The 22799-nt window shown below is 68.9% G+C and carries 21 protein-coding genes; 10 read left to right on the forward strand and 11 right to left on the reverse strand.

The genetic code is table 11. The features are described from left to right. Positions 1 to 389: 389 nt before the first annotated feature. Entirely contained in the window at positions 390 to 1628 is a 1239-nt protein-coding gene (gene ftsY / locus QSK35_RS34545; protein WP_285751887.1) for a signal recognition particle-docking protein FtsY, read from the reverse strand. A 147-nt stretch (positions 1629 to 1775) separates the two neighbouring features. On the opposite strand from ftsY, the gene QSK35_RS34550 reads away from it, so the two are divergent. Together QSK35_RS34550 and QSK35_RS34555 are read left to right on the forward strand one after the other, a co-directional pair. Next, positions 1776 to 2891, forward strand: coding sequence for an anhydro-N-acetylmuramic acid kinase (locus QSK35_RS34550; RefSeq protein ID WP_285752104.1), 1116 nt, complete (start codon positions 1776 to 1778; stop codon positions 2889 to 2891). Beyond that, the gene (locus QSK35_RS34555; protein ID WP_285751888.1) at positions 2878 to 4449 is read left to right on the forward strand and encodes a sodium:solute symporter; all 1572 of its coding nucleotides are present in this window, start codon (positions 2878 to 2880) and stop codon (positions 4447 to 4449) included. Before QSK35_RS34550 ends, QSK35_RS34555 begins: the two co-directional genes overlap by 14 nt. Here the strand turns inward: QSK35_RS34555 and QSK35_RS34560 are convergent. After that, entirely contained in the window at positions 4446 to 5366 is a 921-nt protein-coding gene (locus QSK35_RS34560) for a GNAT family N-acetyltransferase (RefSeq protein WP_285751889.1), read from the reverse strand. The genes QSK35_RS34555 and QSK35_RS34560 overlap by 4 nt on opposite strands. Positions 5367 to 5415: 49 nt before the next feature. On the opposite strand from QSK35_RS34560, the gene QSK35_RS34565 reads away from it, so the two are divergent. From QSK35_RS34565 to QSK35_RS34590, 6 genes are all read left to right on the forward strand, one after another. Next, positions 5416 to 5970, forward strand: coding sequence for a maleylpyruvate isomerase N-terminal domain-containing protein (locus QSK35_RS34565; RefSeq protein WP_285751890.1), 555 nt, complete (start codon positions 5416 to 5418; stop codon positions 5968 to 5970). Between the two features lie 270 nt (positions 5971 to 6240). Next, a complete protein-coding gene (locus tag QSK35_RS34570) occupies positions 6241 to 6639 on the forward strand; it encodes a hypothetical protein (protein WP_285751891.1) in 399 nt (132 codons plus the stop codon). A gap of 450 nt (positions 6640 to 7089) precedes the next feature. After that, a complete protein-coding gene (locus QSK35_RS34575) occupies positions 7090 to 8217 on the forward strand; it encodes a cytochrome P450 (protein ID WP_285751892.1) in 1128 nt (375 codons plus the stop codon). Beyond that, a complete protein-coding gene (locus QSK35_RS34580) occupies positions 8214 to 8975 on the forward strand; it encodes a DUF6807 domain-containing protein (RefSeq protein WP_285751893.1) in 762 nt (253 codons plus the stop codon). Before QSK35_RS34575 ends, QSK35_RS34580 begins: the two co-directional genes overlap by 4 nt. Next, entirely contained in the window at positions 8968 to 9306 is a 339-nt protein-coding gene (locus tag QSK35_RS34585) for a hypothetical protein (RefSeq protein ID WP_285751894.1), read from the forward strand. The genes QSK35_RS34580 and QSK35_RS34585 overlap by 8 nt, the downstream gene beginning before the upstream one ends. Before the next feature lie 24 nt (positions 9307 to 9330). After that, positions 9331 to 10044 carry a lysophospholipid acyltransferase family protein gene (locus tag QSK35_RS34590; protein WP_285751895.1) on the forward strand — a complete coding sequence of 238 codons (714 nt, stop codon included), beginning with the start codon at positions 9331 to 9333 and terminating at the stop codon, positions 10042 to 10044. Between the two features lie 50 nt (positions 10045 to 10094). On the opposite strand, the gene QSK35_RS34595 is transcribed toward QSK35_RS34590, so the two are convergent. The 6 genes from QSK35_RS34595 to QSK35_RS34620 all read right to left on the reverse strand — a co-directional run bounded on the left by QSK35_RS34595 (position 10095) and on the right by QSK35_RS34620 (position 17977). Next, positions 10095 to 12449 carry an ATP-binding cassette domain-containing protein gene (locus QSK35_RS34595; RefSeq protein WP_285751896.1) on the reverse strand — a complete coding sequence of 785 codons (2355 nt, stop codon included), beginning with the start codon at positions 12447 to 12449 and terminating at the stop codon, positions 10095 to 10097. Between the two features lie 13 nt (positions 12450 to 12462). After that, positions 12463 to 12804, reverse strand: a complete 342-nt coding sequence (locus QSK35_RS34600) for a VOC family protein (protein WP_285751897.1) — start codon at positions 12802 to 12804, stop codon at positions 12463 to 12465. Between the two features lie 69 nt (positions 12805 to 12873). After that, positions 12874 to 16521 (reverse strand): chromosome segregation protein SMC, encoded by a 3648-nt coding sequence (gene smc, locus QSK35_RS34605; RefSeq protein ID WP_285751898.1) that lies wholly within the window; start codon positions 16519 to 16521, stop codon positions 12874 to 12876. Between the two features lie 61 nt (positions 16522 to 16582). Beyond that, positions 16583 to 17167 (reverse strand): anti-sigma factor family protein, encoded by a 585-nt coding sequence (locus QSK35_RS34610; protein WP_285751899.1) that lies wholly within the window; start codon positions 17165 to 17167, stop codon positions 16583 to 16585. Further along, a complete protein-coding gene (locus tag QSK35_RS34615) occupies positions 17164 to 17670 on the reverse strand; it encodes a sigma-70 family RNA polymerase sigma factor (protein ID WP_285751900.1) in 507 nt (168 codons plus the stop codon). The genes QSK35_RS34610 and QSK35_RS34615 overlap by 4 nt, the downstream gene beginning before the upstream one ends. Before the next feature lie 34 nt (positions 17671 to 17704). Beyond that, positions 17705 to 17977: an acylphosphatase gene (locus QSK35_RS34620; RefSeq protein ID WP_285751901.1), complete on the reverse strand. Its 273-nt coding sequence runs from the start codon at positions 17975 to 17977 to the stop codon at positions 17705 to 17707. A gap of 80 nt (positions 17978 to 18057) precedes the next feature. Here QSK35_RS34620 and QSK35_RS34625 point away from each other — a divergent pair, with 80 nt between their 5' ends. After that, the gene (locus QSK35_RS34625) at positions 18058 to 18735 is read left to right on the forward strand and encodes a CAP domain-containing protein (protein WP_285751902.1); all 678 of its coding nucleotides are present in this window, start codon (positions 18058 to 18060) and stop codon (positions 18733 to 18735) included. 2 nt (positions 18736 to 18737) lie between these two features. On the opposite strand, the gene QSK35_RS34630 is transcribed toward QSK35_RS34625, so the two are convergent. Beyond that, a complete protein-coding gene (locus tag QSK35_RS34630) occupies positions 18738 to 19187 on the reverse strand; it encodes a hypothetical protein (RefSeq protein WP_285751903.1) in 450 nt (149 codons plus the stop codon). 176 nt (positions 19188 to 19363) lie between these two features. Between QSK35_RS34630 and QSK35_RS34635 the strand changes: the two genes are divergently transcribed. Further along, positions 19364 to 19852 (forward strand): hypothetical protein, encoded by a 489-nt coding sequence (locus tag QSK35_RS34635; RefSeq protein ID WP_285751904.1) that lies wholly within the window; start codon positions 19364 to 19366, stop codon positions 19850 to 19852. Here QSK35_RS34635 and QSK35_RS34640 read toward each other — a convergent pair whose 3' ends face one another. Both QSK35_RS34640 and QSK35_RS34645 read right to left on the reverse strand, forming a co-directional pair. After that, positions 19853 to 20044, reverse strand: coding sequence for a hypothetical protein (locus QSK35_RS34640; protein ID WP_285751905.1), 192 nt, complete (start codon positions 20042 to 20044; stop codon positions 19853 to 19855). It abuts the gene before it with no gap. Positions 20045 to 20295: 251 nt separating this feature from the next. Continuing rightward, positions 20296 to 22785, reverse strand: a complete 2490-nt coding sequence (locus tag QSK35_RS34645) for a tetratricopeptide repeat protein (protein WP_285751906.1) — start codon at positions 22783 to 22785, stop codon at positions 20296 to 20298. Between the last annotated feature and the right edge of the window lie 14 nt (positions 22786 to 22799).

Here is a 22799-nt window from a genome sequence, read left to right on the forward strand (position 1 = left end):
GCATCCGAGACCCCAGGTCAAGCACGCTTTTCGCTTGACCTGGGGTCTCGGATGTGGCTGCCTCAGGTGCGATGCGACGGGAGGGGCCCACCACCCCAACGCAACCCACTACGAAACGACACCACGGAGGGGCCCCTCTTTGAGCTGAGCCGGGGTCCGGGGCGGAGCCCCGAGCAGTAAAAGGCGACCACGCACGAAACCGGCAGCCAAGGCGCAACCACGCACGAACCCGGCAGCCAAGAAAAGTCAGCGAGTCACACGACGCAACCCACCACACAAGCCGCCGCGTCAACACAAACGCAAGCCGACCGGCAACGCCACGGCCCCAACAATCCCGGCCCCCGCTCGGCGCCCCCCACGCGAGTCCTCACTTCAGCACCTGCGAGTCCTCAGCCCAGCAGCGCGTCCACGAATGCCTCGGGCTGGAACGGCGCCAAGTGGTCCGCCCCTTCACCAAGCCCAACCAACTTGACCGGCACCCCCAACTCGCGCTGCACCTGGAACACGATGCCGCCCTTGGCGGTCCCGTCCAGCTTGGTGAGCACGATCCCGGTGATGTTCACGACCTCGGCGAACACCCGAGCCTGAGTGAGCCCGTTCTGCCCGGTAGTGGCATCGAGCACCAGCAGCACCTCGTCAACCACGGCCTGCTTCTCGACCACCCGCTTGACCTTGCCGAGCTCATCCATGAGCCCGGTCTTGGTGTGCAGCCGGCCAGCGGTGTCGATCAACACGGTGTCGACCCCGAGATCCATCCCCTTCTTCACGGAGTCGAACGCCACGGACGCGGGGTCACCCCCCTCGGGCCCGCGCACGGTGTCCGCACCAACCCGCTTACCCCAGGTCTCCAACTGATCAGCAGCAGCGGCGCGGAACGTGTCCGCAGCACCCAGCAGCACTGTGCGCCCGTCAGCCACCAAAACTCGGGCGAGCTTGCCAGTCGTAGTCGTCTTACCGACGCCGTTGACACCGACCACCAGAACCACCGCAGGCTTGCCGGAATGCGGCAGCGCGTGCACGGACCGGTCCATCTCAGGGTGCAGCGCCTCGACCAGCACCGAACGCAGCACGGACCGGGCCTCGTCAGCCGAGCGCACGCCGCGTGAAGCCAGTTCCGAGCGCAGCGAAGACACGATCTCCAGGGACGTCGCCGCGCCCAGGTCCGCCATCAGCAGGGTGTCCTCGACGTCGGTCCACGAGTCCTCGTCCAGGTCGCCCGCGCCGAGCAGGCCGAGCAGGCCCTGGCCGAGCGTGGAACGCGAGCGCGACAGGCGGGAGCGCAGGCGCTCCAGGCGGCCCGCGGTGGGTTCGATCTCCTCGACCTCGGAGGCGGCCTCCGGCAGGTCGACCTCGACGAAGCCGCGCTTGACCGAGTCGCGCGGGACCGAGGCGTCGTCGCCCACGCCGGGCTGGCCGTCGACCTCCGGGCGGTCTTCGACGGGGTGCACCGGCTTCTCCGGGGCGGCGAAGGTGACGCCCGAGTCGGCCTGGTAGCCGGACTTGGTCTCCTTCTTCGCCTCGGTCAGGCTGATCCGCCTGCGGCGGGTCAGCACGACACCGGTCACCAGCGCGGCCAGCAGGACCACCGCGACGATGACAACGATCAAGATCAGAGACGACGTCGACACGCGGTCATCCTTTCACGGACCAATACGTGACCCCTCAACTACATAGCGAACAATCCGGCAAAGATTTAACCTACGTACTTGCGTCGGACATCTGTGTGGAATAGACCACAGGTCGTGAGGGTGATCGGACTGATCTCGGGGACCTCGATGGACGGCATCGACGTGGCCGTCGCCGACCTGTCCATAACGGGCGACCTGGTCGAGCTCGTGCCGGTGGAACACGCCGAGCACCCGTTTCCCGAGGACCTGCGGCCGCTGCCGCGCGAGCTGGCCGGGATGTGCGAGCTGGACACGCGGCTGGGTCAGGCGTTCGGCGACGTCGCGGCGGGATATCTGCCCGCGGACCTGGTGTGCTCGCTGGGGCAGACGGTGCACCACGAGATCTACGACGGGAAGTGCCTCGGCACGCTGCAGCTCGGGCAGCCCGCGTGGATCGCCGAACGGACGGGCCTGCCGGTGGTGAGCGACCTGCGTACGCGTGACGTGGCGGCGGGCGGGCAGGGGGCGCCGCTGGCGAGCACGCTCGACGCGTTGTGGCTCGGCGAGCTGGCCCGAAGCACCGGGAAGCCGGCGGTGGCGTTGAACATCGGCGGCATCGCGAACATCACCGTGGTCTCCCCCGGCGAACCGACGATCGCCTACGACACGGGGCCCGGCAACGCGTTGCTGGACGCGGCCATGGAGGTGCTCTCCGGCGGACGGGTCCGCCAGGACACCGACGGGGAGTTCGCCGCGCGCGGCAAGGTGCGGCCGGAGATCCTCGCCAAGCTGGCCGGCGACCCGTACTACGCGGAGAAGCCGCCCAAGTCGACCGGCAAGGAGTACTTCAACGCCGAGTACCTCACCCTCGCCGGACTGCCCACCACCCAGGCCGAGGACCTGCTCGCCACGCTCACCGAGCTGACCGCGGTGACGGTCGCGGACGCCTGCCGTTCCCACGGCGCGGGCGTCGTGGTCGCGTCCGGAGGCGGCCTGCGCAACCCGGTGCTGGCCAAGGCACTCGAACGGGCGCTGCACCCGATCCCGTTGCGCAGCAGCGACTCCCTGGGGCTGCCCCGCGACGGCAAGGAGGCCTACCTCGCCGCACTGCTGGGATTCCTGACATGGCACGGTGTTCCGGCCAACACACCCAGCGCGACCGGCGCGTCCGGTCCACGACTACTCGGCAGCATCACCCCTGGGGCCGCGCCGCTGCGGCTGCCCGAGCCGGTGACGACCGCTGTGACCAGACTGCGTATCGGAGGAACAAGTGCGCGCTCTTGACCTCGCCATCATCGCCCTGTTCCTGGTGGGCATGCCGTTGCTCGGCGTGTGGATCGGCGGACGGCAGAAGTCGGCGACGGACTACTTCGTCAGCGAGAGCAAGATCTCCTGGTGGGTGGTGTGCCTCTCGGTCGTGTCCGCGGAGACGTCCACGCTGACCGTGCTGAGCGTGCCGGTCGTGGCGTACCTGGCGACACCGGCGCAGGGCGGCATGACGTACCTGACGCTCGCGCTCGGGTACATCGTCGGCCGGATCGTCGTGTCGTTCGTGTTGCTGCCCAAGTACATCGCGGGCGACCTCGTGACGGCGTACGCCTTCCTCGGCAAGCGCTACGGCGACGGGATGCGCGCGACCGCGTCGGTGACGTTCCTGTTCACCCGCCTGCTCGCGGACGGCATCCGGCTCTTCGCCACGGCGATCCCGATCAAGGTCGTGCTCGCCGCGTACGGCGTCAGCGCGGGGTACTGGACGATCGTGGTCGTCCTCGGCCTGGCGATGGTCTTCTACAGCTTCTTCGGCGGCGTGCGCGCGGTCGTGTGGGTCGACGCGATCCAGATGCTCTGGTACGTGCTCGGCGGAGTCGGCGTGATCTGGGTGCTCGCGGGCAAACTGCCCGACGGCTGGTTCGGCAAGGCCTTCGACGCCAACAAGTTCCAGATCCTCGACTTCACCTCGTCGCCGCTGACGGGCGCCTACCCGTTCCTGGCGGCGTTCTTCGGCGGCGCGTTGCTGTCGATGGCGTCGCACGGCGCGGACCAGCTGATCGTGCAGCGGCTGATGGCGACGCGGGACGTGAAGGCGTCGCAGAAGGCGTTGATCGCCAGCGGTGTCGTGGTGTTCCTGCAGTTCGCGTTCTTCCTGTTCATCGGCGTGATGATGTGGGCGTTCTACAAGGGCGTCGATCCGGTGAAGGATCTGAAGCTCAACAACAAGGACGAGCTGTTCGCGCACTTCATCGTCACCGAGTTGCCGAGCGGTGTCTCAGGCTTCGTGATCGCGGGCATCCTGGCGGCGGCACTCAGTTCTTCCTTGGGCGCCTTGGCCTCCTCGACCGTCACGGACGTCTACGAACGGATCCGCAAGACGCCGATGACCGACGAGGAACGGCTCAAGCACGGCCGCGTGTGGACGCTGGTGTGGGCCGGTCTGCTCATCGTGTGCGCCGGGCTGTTCGCGTCGGGCAACGCGAAGACGTCGGACCCGATCGTGGTGCAAGCGCTCGGCATCGCCGGCTACACCTACGGCGCGCTGCTCGGCGCGTTCCTGCTCGGGCTGATCTTCAAGAAGGCCAGTCAGTCCGACGCGATCATCGCGTTCGTGACGACCGTGCTGGTCGTGGGTTTCGTGATCCTCGGCGTGAAGTTCGTCGGTGACGCGCAGACGCTCACGATCGACTTCAGCCGGGCCAACGCCGCGAAGAAGGTCCTGTCGCTGTCCGGCTGGTGGAACACGCCGCTCGGCGTGGCGGTCACGCTGATCGTCGGTGGACTGCTGTCTTTGCGGCACAAGCCGCGGCGGCCCGATGTCGAGGAGGCCGCCGCGGCTCAGGCGGCCTAGGACGCGTGTCGGTAGGCGACTAGTTCCAGGTGCAGGCGGAACCCGAGGCGGCCGAACATGCGCCGGCTGGACTCGTTGCCCGCCAGGATCGACGCGGCGGCCTGCGGCCGGGCGCCCTGGTCGCAGGCGAGCTTCCACAGCAGCTCGGTGACGAGCTGGGCGCCGATGCCCTGACCGCGCGCGTCCGGTTCGACGGCGACGAAGTCGACGTAGTACTCCTCGGGCTGCGCCTTGCCGCCCGCGTACCCGAGGACGCGTTGACCGTCCATCGCGACGACGACCGTGCGGTTCTTGGTGCCGTCGACGAGCTGGCGCCCGGACATGTAGGAGTGCGGGAAACATCGCTCGTGCAACACGGCGACGGCCTCGTGAACCGCCGGATCCGTTGGCAGCACGCGCATTTCGTGGGTGGCGGAGTAGTTGGCGTCGCGCAGCAACAGAGTGCGCAGCGCGCCGTTGTCGAGTAGGTAGATGCTGCTGGCTTTCCCGGCGGTGAAGCCGTGGCGTTGCGCGAACGCGGCGAGCCGGCGGTGGTTCGTGTGTCCGTAGAGTTCGTGGTCGGTGATGTCGTCGAGGATCTCCCGCGCCTTGACGAAGAGCGCGTCGGCCGTCTGGTCCCAGATCCGGCTGCCCGCCGGATGGTTGAGGGGTACGTCGACGAACGGCCCGTGCAGCCACGCCCGGCGCAGCTTGGAGTCGATCTCCACGCTGAGGAACCCCGCGAGCCGGCCCGACTCGTCGGTCGCCACTACGGAACACGACGACCAGTCGGGTTCGAACTCGGCGAGCTCCTCGGAGAGGGCTTCGACGGTCTCACCGAGGTAGCCGATGTGGTGCGCGGTGTCGGCCTGGAGCCGGACGAGCAGCGCCAGCGCGGCACTGAGATCGCCCGGTTCGGCGAAACGGATGTCGTACATGTCGGAATAGTCGCCCGCCGGGCACCAGGAAGCGAGAGAGTTTTCACCCATGGACACGACGTGCCTGATCCGGACCCTTGACCTGTGCGTTTCGCATCTCTCTTCGCTGGACGACGACTGGTCGGTTCAGATCCCCGGCCTGGACTGGACTGTCGCGCAAGCGGTCGCGCACCTCGCGGAAGGGCTGCTCTGGTACGCCACGGACTTCGTGGCCGGCCCCACCGAGCTCTCGACTCTGGACCCGAATGTGAAGCCGGACGCGACGCCCGCCGACCTCGTGCGGAGCGTCTCGGTCTACGGGACGGTGCTCGTGCGGATGCTGGAGTCATCACCGCCGGACACCGTCGGCTGGCATCCGTACGGCCTCGCCGACGCGTCCGGGTTCGCCGCCATGGGCTGCGACGAGCTACTCGTACACACCTACGACGCCTCCGTCAGGGTTCCGTTCACTCCCCCGGCCGACATCGCGGCGCTGACCGTGGCGCGACTGTTTCCCGATGCGCCGACCGGGCACGAGCCCTGGGAGACCCTGCTTTGGTGCAACGGGCGGATCGCATTGGGCGATCTTCCCCGCCGGGAACGCTGGCGCTGGTCGCTGTCGTGAGTGGTTTCCGTCGCTATGACGACGGAAACCACTCACGACCCTGCACCGCCCACAGGCCCTCACCTCCCCGGTCCACCCCTCTCGACGGAGTACGGCCGCGACTTCATGTGCGACTGAGCACGGGTCCCGATGCACGTCGTGCCAGCCGTAGGTGAGGCGTGCCCGGCCCTTCAACTCAGCCGCGTTGTCCCGACGGCGATCACGAAAGGCGACTCCAGGAATCGCGTGGTACTCCTTGCCGTCCAAGCGGACGGTCAGAGCGATACCAAGATGGTCATACGTGACGTCCTCGAACAGAGTGCGTCCATCGACCGCGAACGGCGTCTGCCGCTGTGCACTCGGAAGGTCATGTGCGAGTTCGACGCGAGTCAGGTACTCGTACTCCAGAGCGGACGTCGCGCCATCGGCGAACGCAGCTGCGGCTTCCTCAAGCGCCTTGCGGTACCGACGGGGCTTACGCACCTGCATCTCGTGCATAAGCTGACCGACCGGCAGCCCAGCCCGGCCGGCAAGCGACACCAATGTCAGTCGAGCCTCGCCCTCGGTGGGCTCCGCCACAGCGAGATCCACGACCGTGGCGGCGACGATCGTACGGGGCATCGGCTCGAGCTCGACACGGATGAACCGAAACGCCCGAGAACGGTGAAGTTGCACGAATGGCGGCTTTGAGATCGCTGAACACGTGTACGGCACTGTCACATGCACGGGTCCCCCATCAGACGGCTTCAGAAAACCCCATTCCTCAGCGGCTGTCCGATGGCTGAGGGCAGCCGGCTCGCCCGCGTGCAGCAACGCGGCTTTCAGCTGAGCATCACGGGGCAATGCACCGGTGAAGCAGGCGTACACGTTGCGTAGCACGTGTTGCCAGCGACGGGCTCTCACGTGCGCCCGCCATTGCGCCTCGGTGACGCCACCACTGATGAGCTGTGCAGTACTAGCCAGGCCGAACTTGTCAAACGGCTCCTCAAAGGTCATGAGTACAAGCTGGCCTGAGACGCACGGTCGCGGCTTGGGGGCGGAGCGATCTGTGGATAAGTGGGAACTGTCGTGAGTGGTTTCCGTCGCTATGACGACGGAAACCACTCACGACCCTCTTCCTGGGGGTCCTAGGGTCGAGGCATGACGATCGACATCCCGTTCGCCGACGCGTTCCAGATCGATCCGTCTCCGATGTGGGCGCGGCTACGGGAGGAGCAACCGATCGCCCGCGTCCGCACGCTCGCGGGCGCCGAGGTGTGGCTCGTGGCGCGGTACGCCGACGTGCGGTTCGTGCTGGCGGACCCGCGGTTCTCCCGCGCGGCCGTGGTCAAGGACGGCGCACCGCGGGTGGCGCTCGCGAAGCCGTTGCCGAGCAGCCTCACGACCACCGACCCGCCCGAGCACACGAGACTGCGCCGGCTGGTGTCGCCGGTCTTCGCGCACCGGCGGATCGAGCAGACCAGACCGTGGATCCGGAAGCTGGCCGAGGAGCTGGCCGAGGACGTGGCAAGAGCCGGTGACGGCGCGGACCTGCGGGAGCTGTTCGCGTTGCCGTTACCGATCCAGGTGATCTGCGAGCTGCTCGGCGTGCCGTACGAGGACCGCGACCGGTTCCGCGAGTGGACCGAGCTCGGGTACAGCATGTCACCGGGCGACCGCGAGCGCGTCGACACCGCGATGACGGACATGCAGGCCTACATGGCCGGGCTGAACACCACGGGACTGCTGGGCGAACTGGCCGCTGAGCTGAGTCACGACGAGCTGGTGGCGTTCGGCGTCAACCTGCTGGTGGCCGGGCACGAGACGTCCGCGAACCAGATCGCGTCGTGCGTGGCGACGTTGCTGCGGTTCGACCTCTGGGAGGGGCTCACCGACTTCGAGTTGGCCGTCGAGGAACTGTTGCGCTACAACAGGTTCAGCGAGGTCGGCCAGCTGCGGGTGGCGATCGAGGACGTCGAGGTCGCAGGACAGCTCGTCCGCGAGGGCGAGGGCGTGATGGCCGCGTTGAACGCCGCCAACCGCGACCCGCGGGCGTTCGAAGATCCCGACGAGCTGGATCTCGGGAGACAAAGCAACCAGCACCTGTCGTTCGGCGCCGGACCGCACTTCTGCCTGGGTGCGCAGCTGGCCCGGATCGAGCTGCAGGAGTCGTTGCGGGCGCTGCGAACACGGTTCCCGCACCTGAAGCTCGCCAAGCCCGCTGAGGAGCTGGAGTGGCGCAGGGTGCTCGTGAGCGGACTCGCCGAGCTGCCGGTGGTGCTGGGATGAACTACACCTATGTCCACAGTGGACAACGACCGTACTTCAACCTGTTCACCCGCAACGGGGTCGAGGTGACCGGCGTTCGCCCGCCCGACCACCCGTGGCACACCGGCCTGTCACTGGCGATCGCACACGTCGGCGCGGCGAACTTCTGGGGCGGCCCGACGTTCGTGCGCAACCAGGGTTACGTGCAGCTGCCCAACAACGGGACGATGCGGCACGACGGGTTCGACCACCGCACGGTGGAGGGCTTCCGCGAACGGCTGACGTGGCTCACCGAGCCGGGCGAGCACGTGGCGTCGGAGATCCGCACGGTCGAGACCTCGACGAACGCCGACCACTGGTCCCTCGACTTCGCCACGGAGATCCGCAACACGACCACGACCCCGCTGATCTTCGGCAGCCCGACGACCAACGGCCGGCCGGACGCGGGCTACGGCGGTCTGCTGTGGCGCGGCCCCGCGTCGTTCACGGGTGGACGAGTCCTGGGCGCCCGAATGGGTGAGTTTTCCCGGTGGCTCGCGTTCGTCACCCCGCAGGCCACGCTGGTGTTCCTCGCACCCACTCCGACCTGCTGGTTCGTCCGCTCCGAACCCTTCGCGGCGGTATGCCCTGCACCGTTCTTCCACGAGGAGGTGGCGCTGGCCGCGAACGCCGTGCTGCGGCTCCGCTACCGGGTGGTGATCGCGGACGGCGCATGGGACGAGCACCGAATTCGGGCTTGCAGGCCACCTGAGGGTGGGGGACTCTTCTCACGTGAGTGAGGAAACGATCCAACTCGATCTCGACGAATCCGGGGTGGCTGTCGACCTTCCCATGCCGGCGAACCAGCGGGACCAAGTCCAAGGTGTCCCGTATCGGCCGGTCGGTTTCCGTGACGACGACCTGCCCACCGCACTTGAACGTGCAGCGGCCTGGCTGCGTGACACCCAGGAATGGCTGGGCGAACCGGTGGACGTGATCGCGATCCACCTGGATTACGACGATACGCAGGGTGCCCCCTACTACGACCTCAAGCTGCTCTGCAACGACGAGGACCTCGCGGGTGTGCCCAGGGTCATCCGGAACCACGAGAGCACGGCTACCGGCCAGTAACTTTTCCCGCTACCGTTCTGTCCCATGGCAGAACTCGTGTATCCCCCGGTGATCGGTCTCGCCAAGACGATGTTCCGGGTGCTGGACCTGCGGATCGAGATCGAGGGGCCGGAGCACATCCCCGGCTCCGGCGGAGCCGTGCTGGCGTCCAACCACGTCAGCTACCTCGATTTCATCTTCGCGGGTTACGGCGCACGGCCATCGGGCAGGCTGACCCGGTTCATGGCGAAGCACGAGATCTTCGCGAACCGGATCGCGGGCCCGCTGATGCGGGGGATGCACCACATTCCCGTCGACCGGAGCGCCGGCCAGGCGTCCTACCAGCAGGCACTGGCCGCGCTCCGCTCCGGCGAGGTCGTCGGGATCTTCCCCGAGGCCACGATCAGCCGTTCGTTCACGGTCAAGGAGATCAAGTCCGGCGCCAACCGCCTCGCGCACGAGGCCGGTGTGCCGTTGATCCCCGTCGCCCTGTGGGGCACACAGCGCCTGTGGACCAAGGGGCGCCCGAAGAACCTGACGCAGCGCCACGTTCCGGTCAAGATCCTGATCGGTGAGCCCATGGAGCCCTCCCCCGGCGACTCCGGTGACGCGCTGCTGCGCAAGAAGATGCAGGAGCTCCTCGACCGCGCCCAGTCGTCCTACCCGGACGACGGCACCGGCCAGTGGTGGCAGCCCGTGCACCTCGGTGGCACGGCTCCCACGCCGGAAGAGGCGCGGGAGCTCGACCGCCACCGCTGACCAGCGAACGTGATGTTGAGAGACATAGATGTCCTCAAACGTCACGTTCGCTAGCCGATGTAGTCCGCCAGGTGCTGGCCGGTGAGGGTTGGGCGGGTGGCGACCAGGTCGGCTGGGGTGCCCTCGAACACGATTCGGCCGCCGTCGTGGCCCGCGCCAGGCCCGAGGTCGATGATCCAGTCGGCGTGCGCCATCACGGCCTGGTGGTGCTCGATGACGATGACCGACTTGCCGCCGTCGACGAGCCGGTCGAGCAGCCCGAGCAGGTGTTCGACGTCGGCCAGGTGCAGGCCGTTGGTCGGCTCGTCGAGGACGTAAACGCCGCCCTTCTCGGCCATGTGGGTGGCCAGCTTGAGCCGCTGCCGCTCGCCGCCGGACAACGTGGTGAGCGGCTGGCCGATGGTGAGGTAGCCGAGCCCCACGGCGACGAGCCGTTCGAGGACGGCATGTGCGGCAGGAGTGCGCGCGTCGCCTTCCGCGAAGAACCGCTCGGCCTCGGTCACCGACATCGCGAGCACCTCGCTGATGTCGCGGCCACCGAGGTGGTACTCGAGCACGCCCGCGTCGAACCGCTTGCCCTCGCACACGTCACAGGTGGTGGCGACGCTCGCCATGATCGCCAGGTCGGTGTAGATGACGCCCGCGCCGTTGCAGTTCGGGCAGGCGCCCTCGGAGTTGGCGCTGAACAGGGCCGGCTTCACGCCGTTGGCCTTGGCGAACGCCTTGCGGATCGGTTCCAGCAGGCCGGTGTAGGTCGCCGGGTTGCTGCGCCGCGAGCCGCGGATCGGGGTCTGGTCGACCGTGACGACGCCCTCCCGCTTCGACACCGAGCCGTGGATCAGCGAGCTCTTGCCCGAGCCCGCCACGCCGGTGATGACGGTGAGCACGCCGAGCGGGATGTCGACGTCGACGTTCTTCAGGTTGTGCGTGTTCGCGCCACGCACTTCGAGCACGCCGGTCCGAGCGCGCACGGACGACTTCAGCGACGCCCGGTCGTCCAGGTGGCGCCCGGTGATCGTGCCGCTGGCCCGCAGGCCCTCGACGGTGCCCTCGAACATCACCTGGCCGCCCGCGGCGCCCGCGCCGGGTCCGAGGTCGACGACGTGGTCGGCGATCCCGATCGTCTCGGGCTTGTGCTCCACGACCAGCACCGTGTTGCCCTTGTCCCGCAGGCGCCCCAGCAGTGAGTTCATCCGCTGGATGTCGTGCGGGTGCATGCCGATCGTGGGCTCGTCGAAGACGTAGGTGACGTCGGTGAGCGCCGACCCGAGGTGGCGGATCATCTTGGTGCGCTGCGCCTCGCCGCCGGAGAGCGTGCCGGTCGCCCGGTTGAGGCTGAGGTAGCCGAGCCCGATCTCGACGAACGAGTCGAGCGCGTGCCCGAGCTTCGCGAGCAGCGGCGCGACGGACGGTTCCTTCAGCCCCCGCACCCACTCCGCGAGGTCGCTGATCTGCATGGCGCACGCGTCGGCGATGTTGATCTTCTTGATCTTCGACGACCGGGCCAGCTCGCTCAGCCGCGTGCCGTCGCAGTCGGGACACGTCGAGAACGTCGCGATCCGCTCCACGAACGCGCGGATGTGCGGCTGCAGAGCGTCGATGTCCTTGGACAGGAACGACTTCTGGATCTGCGGGACGAGCCCCGCGTAGGTCAGGTTGATGCCCTCGACCTTGATCTTGGTCGGCTCCTTGTAGAGCAGGTCGTGCAGCTGCTTCTTGGTGAACTTCTTGATCGGCTTGTCCGGGTCGAAGAAGCCGGAGCCCCGGTAGATGCGGCCGTACCAGCCGTCCATGCTGTAGCCGGGGATGGTGATCGCGCCCTCGTTGAGCGACTTCTCCTCGTCGTAGACCTGGGTCAGGTCGATGTCGTTGATCGAGCCACGGCCCTCACACCGCGGGCACATGCCGCCCGTGATGCTGAAGCTGCGCCGCTCCTTGATCTTCTGCCCGGCCTTCTCCACCGTGACCGCGCCCGCGCCGCTGATCGACGCGACGTTGAACGAGAACGCCTGCGCCGACCCGATGTGCGGCTTGCCGAGCCGGCTGAACAGGATGCGCAGCATCGCGTTCGCGTCGGTGGCCGTGCCGACCGTGGACCGGGGGTCGGACCCGATCCGCTGCTGGTCGACGATGATCGCCGTGGTCAGCCCGTCGAGCACGTCGACGTCCGGCCGCGCCAGTGTCGGCATGAAGCCCTGCACGAAGGTGCTGTAGGTCTCGTTGATCATCCGCTGCGACTCGGCGGCGATCGTGTCGAACACCAGCGAGCTCTTGCCAGAGCCGGAGACTCCGGTGAACACCGTCAGGCGCCGCTTCGGGATCTCGATGCTGACGTCCTTGAGGTTGTTCTCGCGGGCGCCGTGCACACGGATCAGGTCGTGGCTGTCGGCGACGTGCTTGCTCATCGGAGTCTCTCCCTCACTTGTCCTGCACGAGGCCCAGAACGTTGCCGTCGGCGTCGGTGAAGGTCGCCACCAGCCGGCCGCCCCCGACGTTGCGCGGGGCCTCGTGCACGGCGGCACCCGCCGCGGTCACCTCGGCCAGCTTCGCCTCGATGTCGTCCACGTGCCAGTAGGCGACCGGTCCGGTCATCTTGCTGCCCGGCACCAGCCCGATGTGCTGGCCGGCCACGTCGAAGCCGACGTAGTAGTCGCTGTCGGCCTGCGGCTGGATGCCGAGCAGCGCGATGTACACGTCCTTGGCTTTCGCCAGGTCAGAGACGGGGTGCAGTACGGTTTTGATGCCCTGTGTGTCTGTCATGGCGGCAACATTATGTGCGGCTCGGGAACCTCGCTTCTCGATTCCTGATCGCCTTCGCTGCCGGGTCGGTCAGGCCTCCACCGGCGCGGCGGCCGGCTCGTCCGCGGCAGCGGGTTCCGGGTCCGCGGCAACGGGCTCCGGCTCGTTGTCCGCCCGCGAGCGCAGCCGCTGCGAGATCACCTGGCTGATGCCGTCACCTCGCATGGAGACGCCGTACAGCGCGTCGGCGATCTCCATGGTCGGCTTCTGGTGCGTGATGATCAGCAGCTGCGACCGTTCCCGCAGCTGCTCGAACAACGAGATCAGGCGGTGCAGGTTGGTGTCGTCCAACGCCGCCTCGACCTCGTCCATCACGTAGAAGGGCGAGGGGCGGGCGCGGAAGATCGCCACCAGCATCGCGACGGCCGCGAGGGACTTCTCGCCACCGGACAGCAGCGACAGCCGCTTGACCTTCTTGCCGGGCGGCCGGGCTTCGAGCTCGATGCCCGTGGTCAGCATGTCCTCGGGCTCGGTGAGGATCAGCCGGCCCTCGCCGCCGGGGAACAGGACCTTGAAGACGATCTCGAACTCACGGGCCACGTCCTCGTAGGCGGACGTGAAGACCTCGAGGATCTTGTCGTCCACCTCCTTCACGACGGTCAGCAGGTCGCGCCGCGTGGCCTTGATGTCCTCGAGCTGGTTGGAGAGGAACTTGTAGCGCTCCTCCAGCGCCGCGAACTCCTCCAGCGCCAGCGGGTTGACCTTGCCCAGCGTGGACAGGTCGCGTTCGGCGCGCTTGGCACGGCGGGCCTGGGTGTCGCGGTCGTACGGCACCGGCTGCGGAGCCGTGACGTCCTCGCCACGCTCCTTGGCCGCCTCGTACTCGGACATCTCCTGCGCGGACGGCGGCACGAGGACGTCGGGGCCGTACTCGGCCACGAGGTCGTCGAGACCCATGCCGAAGTCCTCGGCGATCTTGGTCTCGAGCTGCTCGATGCGCATCCGCTGCTCGGCCCGCAGCACCTCGTCGCGGTGCACGGCGTCGGTCAGCTTCTCCAGCTCGGTGGACATCTCGCGCACGAGGCCGCGCACCTGGGTCAGCAGCAGTTCGCGCTGGGCGCGGCGTTCCTGGGCGACGTCACGTTCCCGCGCGGCGCGCTGCAGCGAGACCTCGATGCGCGCCAGCGCGATCTCGCCGCCGTCGACGACGGCCTGGGCGACGGTCGCGCCACGACGGCGGGCGGCCATGGCTCGGGACGCGCGTTCGCGGGCCTCGCGCTCGGCGCGGGCGGCGCGGCGCAGGCCGTCCGCCTTGCCCTGCAACGCGCGGAAACGTTCCTCGGCGGTGCGCAGCACGAGCCGGGCGTCCATCTCGGCCTGGCGTGCGCCGGCAAGCTCGTTCGAGAGCTGGTCGCGGTGCTCGGTGTCGGGCTCGTCCTCGAGGGTCTGCTCCTCCTCGGCCATGAGCAGCCGCTCCTCCAGCTCGCCGAGCTGGAGCAAAGCCTCTTCGCGCGACTGTTCCACCTTCAAGCGCTGACCGCGGATGCGTTCGACCTCGGCCTCCGCGGACCGCACGGCCGCGGCCATGCGGTTGAGGCGCTCACCGGAGCGGGCCTGGCGGACCTTGGCCTCCTGCTGCGCGTCCTTGAGGGCACCGACCTCGGCGCGGCGCGCCTGCTGCTCGGCCCGCGCGCCCTCCAGGGCGGCGGAGGCGTGTTCCAACTCGCGTTCGGCGGCGGCCAGGGCCTGCTCGGCCTCGTCGACCGCGGCCTGCACCTCGATGACGCTCTGCGAACGCTGCGAGCCGCCGATCGCCCAGTCCGGGCCGAAGATGTCGCCCTCACGCGTCACCGCGCGAACGGACAACGACTGTGCGGCCTCCAGCGAGTCGACCACGGCCACCCGGTCGAGCGCCTTGTACAGCGCCGGGCGCAACGCCTCGGGCGCGTGCACGACCTCGACGGCCCACCTCGCGCCGTAAGGCAGGGAGCCCCAGGCAGAGGTGTCCACAGTGGACCCAGAGGAACCGATGAGGACACCGGCGCGGCCGGCGTCCTTCTCCTTCAACAGCTTCAGCGCCGCGAGCGCGTCGGAGCCGGACGAGACCGCGACGGCGTCGGCGATCGGGCCCAGCGCGGCGGCGAGCGCGACCTCGTAGCCGGGGTCGACGGTCAGCAACGCGGCGACGGAACCGAGCAGGCCGGGGATCTGCGCACCGGCCGCCAGCAGCGCGCCGGCGCCGTCCTTGCGGGTCAGGCCGAGCGACAACGCCTCGACGCGCGCCTTCCACGACGCGATGTCGCGTTCCGCGGTGCGTTCGGCCTTCACAAGCTCCTCGACGCGCGCCTTGGCCGCGTCGTTGGCCTGCACGGCGTGCCGGTGGCGTTCGTCGAGGCCCTGGTCGTCCTCGTCCTCGGTGCCGGTGACCTCGCGCGCCTCGGCCAGTTCCTGGGCGGCGAACTCCTGGCGTTCGACGGCCTCGGCCAGCGAAACGGACAGCCGCTCGATCTCCTCGGCGGTCGCGTTCGTCTTGCTGCGCAACGCCTCCACCTGACCGGAGAGCCGGGCGAGGCCCTCGCGGCGGTCGGCGATCGCGCGCACGGCGGCGATGTGCGCCTTCTCGGCGGCGGAGACCATGCGCTCCAGTTCGGACCGCGTCTCGACGGCCTCGGCCAGCGCGATGCGCGCCTCGGTCACGCCCTCCTGAAGCTCCAGCTCCGTCTGGGCGATCTCCTCGGCCTCGGCCTCCAGCTGCTCGGGGTCGCGGCCACCGCGCGGTGCCTCGACCTCGGCGGACAGGTGGCGGGCGCGTTCGACGGCGAGCCGCACGGTGCCGCGGAGGCGTTCCTCCAAAGCGGACAGCCGGTACCAAGTGTCCTGCGCGGCCTGGAGCTTGGGCGCGTCGGCCGCGACCATCTCCTCGAGCTCGTTCTGCTGGTACTGCGCGGCCTGCAACGACTTCTCGACCTCGCCGCGGCGGACGCGGGCCTGCGCCTCGTCGGCCTCTTCCTGGGCGAGCGCGTCCCGTTGCGTCACGAGGTCGTCGGCGAGCAGGCGCAACCGTGAGTCGCGCAGCTCGGCCTGGACGACCTGTGCGCGCCGGGCGATCTCGGCCTGCTTGCCGAGCGGCTTGAGCTGGCGGCGCAGCTCGGCGGTGAGGTCGGTGAGGCGGGTGAGGTTCGCCTGCATCGCCTCGAGCTTGCGCAGCGCCTTTTCCTTGCGCTTGCGGTGTTTCAGGACGCCGGCGGCCTCTTCGATGTAGGCGCGGCGCTCCTCGGGCTTGGACTCCAGAATGGACGCGAGCTGGCCCTGGCCGACCATGACGTGCATCTCGCGGCCGAGGCCGCAGTCGCTCAGCAGCTCCTGAATGTCCATCAGGCGGCACGAGTTGCCGTTGATCTCGTACTCGGTCGCGCCCTCGCGGAACATCCGGCGGGTGATCGACACCTCGGTGTACTCGATCGGCAGCGCGCCGTCCGAGTTGTCGATCGTCAGCGTCACCTCGGCGCGACCGAGCGGCGCGCGGCCGGACGTGCCAGCGAAGATGACGTCCTCCATCTTGCCGCCGCGCAGGTCCCTGGCGCCCTGCGTGCCCATCACCCACTTCAGCGCGTCGAGCACGTTGGACTTGCCGGACCCGTTGGGGCCGACAACACAGGTGATGCCCGGCTCGAAGCGGAGCGTGGTAGCCGAGGCGAAGGATTTGAAGCCCTTCAGCGTCAGGCTCTTGAGATGCACGCGGGGGAGGGTACCCAATGAGCGTGATTCGATGCGGGAGGCGGGCCGCTGACCAGCATGATCAGCGCTTTAACGTCACCAGTATGCGGTCGTCGACCATGACCTCCATATGGTCGATGGCGTCGAGCTGGAACGACGTGGAGCCCGGCACGGTCTCGCCGTCGGCGGTGGACGTTCCCCACCACCCACCTATCTCACGCTGGCCTTTCTTGTCGTGGACCAGCAGTTTGCACCGCGACCCGAGCGGGACGTCGTGCAAGCTCAGCCGGATCTCGGTGCCCCACGACCGGGTAATCATCTGCGCGGACGCCGACACGCCGGTGTTCGCGTCGCTCGCCGCCCACGTGGGCCCAGGTGACGGACGCAACAGCACGACGACTGTGGCGAGCGCCACAACAACGGCTATGGCGGTGGCCAGCAGCAACCGCCTCTTGCGCGGCTTGGGCGCGACAGTGGGCAGGTCGTCCAGGTTCTCGACGTCGTCGGGGGTGAGCCGGCCGAGCAGGCCGGGCAGGGGCGCGAGCCGCAGCATCTCCGCCCGGCACGTGTCGCAGCCGCCGAGGTGCCGTTCGAACGCGGACCGTTCGCGCAGGTCGAGCGACCCGAAGAGGTAGGCGCCGACGTCGAGCGCGTGCGTGCAGGTCATGACTCGGTCACCCCCCGTTCCTCCAAGGCGTCGCGCAGCGCCCGCAGGGCGTAGAAGCAACGCGACTTCACCGTGCCCGGCGGGACACCGAGCACCTTCGCGGTCTCCGCCACCGTGCGGCGGCGGTAGTACAGCTCCACGACGACCGCCCGGTGCTCCTTGCTCAACCCGCGCAGCGCGTCCGCGATCTGCCACACCTGCAGCACGTGCTCGACCTCGTCGGACACGGGCGGCAGGTCGGCGGGCTCGATCGGCACCTCGGTGGCCTTCGCGCCGCGCCTGCGGTAGCCGGAGATCACGAGGTTGCGCGCCACCGTGTACAGCCAGGGCGCGGCCTCGTCCGGTTTCAGCTCGTCGTGGTGCCGCCACGCCCTCAGCAGCGTCTCCTGAACGACGTCCTCGGCCTGCTGGTAGTCGTTGTCCACCAGCTTGAGGACGTAGCTCAGCAAGGGACCGCGCCAGCGGTCGTAGAGCTGGATGAGGACGTCTTCGGCGGAGTCCACGACCTCTTACTACGCCACTTCGCGGCCGAACGGTTCAGCGCTCGATAAACCCGGTCAATCCGCCGCGCGCCTCGGTCCACCGCTCGACAACGGTGTCGACCCGGCCGGGCGTTTCACCCGATCGGAGAGCCTCCAGCAGCCGTTTGCACGCTTCCTCGGATCCTTCGGCGACCACCTCGACGCGGCCGTCCCGCAGGTTCGACGCGCTGCCGACGAGCCCGAGCTCCAACGCCCGCGCCCGCGTCCACCACCGGAAACCGACGCCCTGGACGTATCCGCGCACCCACGCGTTCAGTCGAACATCCACCCCCGAATGGTCCCCCAGTCACTTGACGTGATTTCCGGGGCACGTAGCGATGTCACCCATTAGTGGTACGGTCCCCAGCCGTGAGTGCCCGAAGCCTGTTATTCGGACTTCTGATCGGCGCGGCTGGCGCGACCGGACTCGCCTTCACCAACTCGGCGGCCCTCGGCATCGGACCAGCGGCACAGGAGTCGACCGACGCAGCGACCCAGTTCGGTTCCGGCAACGCCGCCGCCCCAGGCAGACACTCCACTTCTTCTTCCCCGGCTGCCGCTCCCACCACCAAGAGCTCCTCCAGCACCGCTCCCACCACGACCACCACGGTCCCGCCGACGACCACGGTTCCGCCCACCACCACCGCGCCCCCGACCACGACGGCCAAGCCCGTGAACCGGTCGGCGGAGCAGCAGGTGCTCACCCTGGTCAACAAGGAGCGTTCCGACGCCGGCTGCAAGCCCGTCGTGCTCGACGACCGGATCACCACGGCGGCGCAGGCGCACAGCACCGACATGGCGTCCCGCGACTACTTCTCGCACGACACCCCCGAGGGCATCGACTTCGCCGAGCGCATGAAGGACGCCGGCTACGCCAGCCCCGGCGGCGAGAACATCGCGATGGGTCAGAAGACGGCCGACCAGGTCATGAAGGACTGGATGAACTCCCCCGGCCACCGGCGCAACATCCTCGACTGCTCGTTCACCGCCATGGGCGTCGGCCTCGACACCCGTGGCAGCTACTGGACGCAGGACTTCGGCCGCTGAGTTCAAGGAGACAACCGCGTGTACGAAAGCCCGGAACCTGACGCGCGCTCGCGCTTCCGCGGGACGCCCCAGGTGATCCTCGCCGTGTCCGGCGTCGTGGTGGCGACGATCTTCGCCGCCGTGGCGTCCATCGCGGCCGGGTCGTCCGCGCAGCCCGCGGCCCCGCAACCCCGCAAGGACATCGTCGCCAGGGACACCCTGAGCTTCCCGTCCGTCTCGACGTCGACGTCGACGACCCCGTCGGTCACCGACACCACCACGTCGACCACGACGGACGCACCGACGCCGACGACCACCAAGAAGGCCACTCGGGTCACCACGATCACGCGCCCGGACGGCACGACGACGACGGTGACGACCGAGGAGCCGACCCAGCCCACGCAGCCGACGAAGCCCACGTCGTCGTCGACCACGACCACCACGACCACCACCACGACGACGACCACGACCACCACGACGACGGAGCCGGGCCAGCCGGGCTGAACGACTGAGTCGGCTCTGGGTGACGTCCGTCACCTTGTTGTGACTGAGCGTCACTCGAACGTGTGGCGCAACTGAGGCCGACGTTCGGATCAGCCGATAACTCGAACGCAAGACCATCCGACCGGGTTTCCCACGAGGAGATGGTGTGTTCGAGGAAGATCATCCGCAGTCACCTTCGGCTCCGAAGAAGAAGGTGTCGACGGTCGTCATGCTGGCCGCGGGCGGCGTCGTCGTCGCCACGATGTTCGCCACCGTCGCGACGATGCTCGCGAAGGACGGCCAGCAGGCGAACCCCCACCCGAAGGCCGAGGTCGCGGAGACCATCACGTCGGCCAGCGTCGCCCCGGACGGGAGCACGTCCACCGTGATCGTCACGGTGTCGACGGCCGCTTCGTCGAGTGGCGCCGCCAAGGCCGACGCCGACCGCAGGCAGCTGTCGCGGCCCGAGGACCAGAAGCCTCAGCAACCCGTGCAGCCCAAGCCCCAGCAGCCCACGGCCGAGCCGACGATCACGACGACGCCGCAGAGCAACCCGCCCACGTCGTGGACGCCGCCGACCAGCAGCTCGTCGAGCGCGCCGACGACGACCACGTCAACGACGACCACCACGACGCCGCCGACGACCAAGCCCTGATCAACGGCCGAGTACGACCACGAAAATCACGAACGCCGCCAGGAACGGCCCCTCCTCCAGAGCGGTGATCCACGTGCGGGCGTCCTCGACCGACAGCAGACCCGCGGAGGCGGCCCGGAGAGCGTTGCGGCTCAGGCCGAGCACGAGGTCCGCTTCGGCGAACGACCGGAACACCGGCGCGATCGTCGACACGTCGAGCACCTCGAGCCCGGCCGACGATGCCGCCGGGCCGCAGCACCCGGCGAATCTCCGCCAGCACCAACGCGGGGTCGGACACCTGGTGCAGCAGGCGGTCGACATGCACCCTCCAGCACGGTGTGGCCGGGCCACAGATCGAGCGCGACACGGACGGCCTGCTTGTAGTCGTGGCGAGCGACGGTGTCCAGGTACGTGATCGTGTCCATGAACCGGACAAGCTCGACCGTGTGAAGGAACTGTCCAGGTCACTTGCCGGACGTCGGCTTGCCCACGTCGGTCGTGCTCTTCAACGCGTTGATCTTGCTGGACAGGTTCGGGTCGAGCCACCACATGAGCGACAGCAGCGGCCACACCACGTACAGCACTACGGAGAACTCGACGGGCGCGTCGAACACGCCACGCCCCTGCGCGAGCTGGTAGCCGGCGAGCGCCAGCGGCGGCACGAGCACGATCAACGCACCCCGCAGCACGACGACCAGGCGGTTGCGCAGCACGCGGGCGGCCGATTCGGGCTTCTGCCGGGGCAGGTCACCCCACCGGCCCTCGCACGCGATGAGCACCATCTCGCCGAGCACCGACCGCAGCCGGTCCCAGCCCTCCTCGGTCGGCCGCACGACGAGGCGTTTCAACGCGCGCACGGCGGCGACGGGTTCGGCGATCAGGGCCTGGAACTCCTCGACACCACCGGGCCGGGTGCGTTTTGACCGCACCACCGGCTCGCTCAGCGCGTTGCCCAGCCCGGACGCGACGGCGTCGAGCAGTTCGAGGCAGCGCGCCCGATTCGTGTGCTCGATGAGCCACGGCGGGTAGTCCAGCAGGTCGAGCAGCTCGGAGAGGTCGTGCACGAGCCCGGCCACAGGGGTGCGCCGCCGCGCGGCGTTGCCCATCGCCCGGACCGCCCACTCGAAGGCGAAGAAGACGCCCAGAATGAACCAGCACAGAACCAGCGCCATCGCGACGGCGGTCAGCAGCAGGTAGCCGAAGAACGCCACGCCCACCGGCCGGCCGCCGGTGGCGAACAGCAGCCAGCCGATGCCCACCGCGTCGAGGAAGCTGAGCACCGAAACGGTGCGGGCGATGTTGCGGTCGGTCTCGATCGACCCCAGCGCCGCGAAGATCGCCACGGCGAACGCCAAGGTGAGACCGACCCAAATGCCGTACGCCGCGGCGTCGGCCGAACGGCTCACCAGCCGCGACAACAGGATCGGGCCGAAAGCCAGCGAAGACAGCAGCGCCGCCGCGAGCACGAAGCCCGCGACGGGTTCGGCGGCCTGGTCGACGGCGTTCGCCTGCGAGTTGCGCCGGTCCAGCTCACGCAGCCGCGCGCGCAACCGCAGCGGCACCTGGTCTGGCGCGAGCCATCGCTCGACGGGCTTGCGGGGCGAGCCCCACGCGCTTTCCACCCGGTCGAACCAGCCCATGCTGAGCCGACGGTGCCACGTGGTCTTGCGCAGCCAGTCCGCCGCGCCCTTGTGGTCGGGGTCGATCACCCGGACCTCGTTCAGCCGGTCCGCCGCCGTGCGGTACCGGCGTTCGTCGATCGCGCACCAGCCCAGCTCGGCCAGCAGCTCCGCGTCGCCCGGATACCGCTCGACGAACTCGGCCGCCTCCTCCTCGGCGAGGTCGACGCAGCCGACCCGGCGCAACGTGGCCACCCGCCCGACGCAGCCGTACGGCCCGGCGTCGGTGAAGTGCCTCAACGCTTTCTCGTGCCGGAACGCGTCCAGCTCCGTCCAGCCGAGCGCCTCGCTGGCCCACGTGAACCGCGGGCACCGCTCCAGCACGCCGGTCAGCACCTGCCGCGCTTCGTCGACACGGCCCTGGTACAGCAGGATGTGCCCCTCGGTCACCTGGGCGCGCAGCATGTGCGGATCGAGCGTCCGTGCGTGCCGGGCTTCCGCGAGCGCCTTGGTCTGATCGCTCGACACCAACTGCCACGCAAGGGTGTTGCACAACGACGGCGAGTTCTCGGCGGGTAGCCGGTCGGGGTATCCGCCGGTCCAATGCGCACCTTCGATCGCGCTGGGGCTGCCCGGATCAAGTCGCAGCACCGCGTGAAACGCCTGGTTCGTGTCGGCCTTGGCCGCCACCACCTCGGCCGCCGGAAGAGTGCGCCGCCGGAAGTCCGCCAGCCACGCGGCCTCGATCCCCGTCTGCACCTCGTTCGCACCGCGCCGCCTCAGCTGCCCGACCGCGCGTTCCGCAGTGTCGAACGCCTCCAAGTGCCGCGCGACGAACGACGTCGCGAACAGCGCTTCGACGTCGTCCGGCACGGTCGCGAGCACCTCCAGCGCGCCTTCGAGGTCCCACTCGTCGACCAGGCACCACGCCCGTTCGACGATCAGGCTCGGGTGATCATCGGAGAGCAGCGCTCGTGCCTCGTCCAGCCGCCACGCCATCCGGTGCGCGGTGGCCAGACCACGGACCGCGGGCATGCCGAGCTTCAGCGCCGCCGTGAAGTGCTCGACCGCGAGATCGCAGTCCCGATGCGACGATCCGAACTGGATGCCCAGGTGGACCGGGTCGTCCCGCCGGCCGAGCGCGATCACGCCACTGGCCAGCCGGGTCGCCGGATGATCGGGGCCCCCATTGGACAGCAGCTGCTCGGCCTCGGCGTACCGGCGCTTCGCCCACAACGTGCGCACGCGACCGCCGACGGCCTCCGGCGAGTCGCCGTCGAACAAGGCGAGCGCCTTCTCGAAGTCGAGCGTCCGCAGCGCCTCTTCCGCGATCACATCCGTCAGAATCC

The organism is Lentzea sp. NBRC 105346, assembly GCF_030269605.1.
Lineage (GTDB): Bacteria > Actinomycetota > Actinomycetes > Mycobacteriales > Pseudonocardiaceae > Lentzea.

Excerpts from the sequence above, each read along its gene's own strand:
- QSK35_RS34560 (WP_285751889.1), bottom strand. The coding sequence starts at position 5,366 with ATGTACGACATCCGTTTCGCCGAACCGGGCGATCTCAGTGCCGCGCTG.
- QSK35_RS34570 (WP_285751891.1), top strand. The coding sequence starts at position 6,241 with ATGGTCATACGTGACGTCCTCGAACAGAGTGCGTCCATCGACCGCGAA.
- QSK35_RS34575 (WP_285751892.1), top strand. The coding sequence starts at position 7,090 with ATGACGATCGACATCCCGTTCGCCGACGCGTTCCAGATCGATCCGTCT.
- QSK35_RS34590 (WP_285751895.1), top strand. The coding sequence starts at position 9,331 with ATGGCAGAACTCGTGTATCCCCCGGTGATCGGTCTCGCCAAGACGATG.
- QSK35_RS34600 (WP_285751897.1), bottom strand. The coding sequence starts at position 12,804 with ATGACAGACACACAGGGCATCAAAACCGTACTGCACCCCGTCTCTGAC.
- QSK35_RS34610 (WP_285751899.1), bottom strand. The coding sequence starts at position 17,167 with ATGACCTGCACGCACGCGCTCGACGTCGGCGCCTACCTCTTCGGGTCG.
- QSK35_RS34565 (WP_285751890.1), top strand. The coding sequence starts at position 5,416 with ATGGACACGACGTGCCTGATCCGGACCCTTGACCTGTGCGTTTCGCAT.
- QSK35_RS34580 (WP_285751893.1), top strand. The coding sequence starts at position 8,214 with ATGAACTACACCTATGTCCACAGTGGACAACGACCGTACTTCAACCTG.
- QSK35_RS34550 (WP_285752104.1), top strand. The coding sequence starts at position 1,776 with ATGGACGGCATCGACGTGGCCGTCGCCGACCTGTCCATAACGGGCGAC.
- QSK35_RS34595 (WP_285751896.1), bottom strand. The coding sequence starts at position 12,449 with ATGAGCAAGCACGTCGCCGACAGCCACGACCTGATCCGTGTGCACGGC.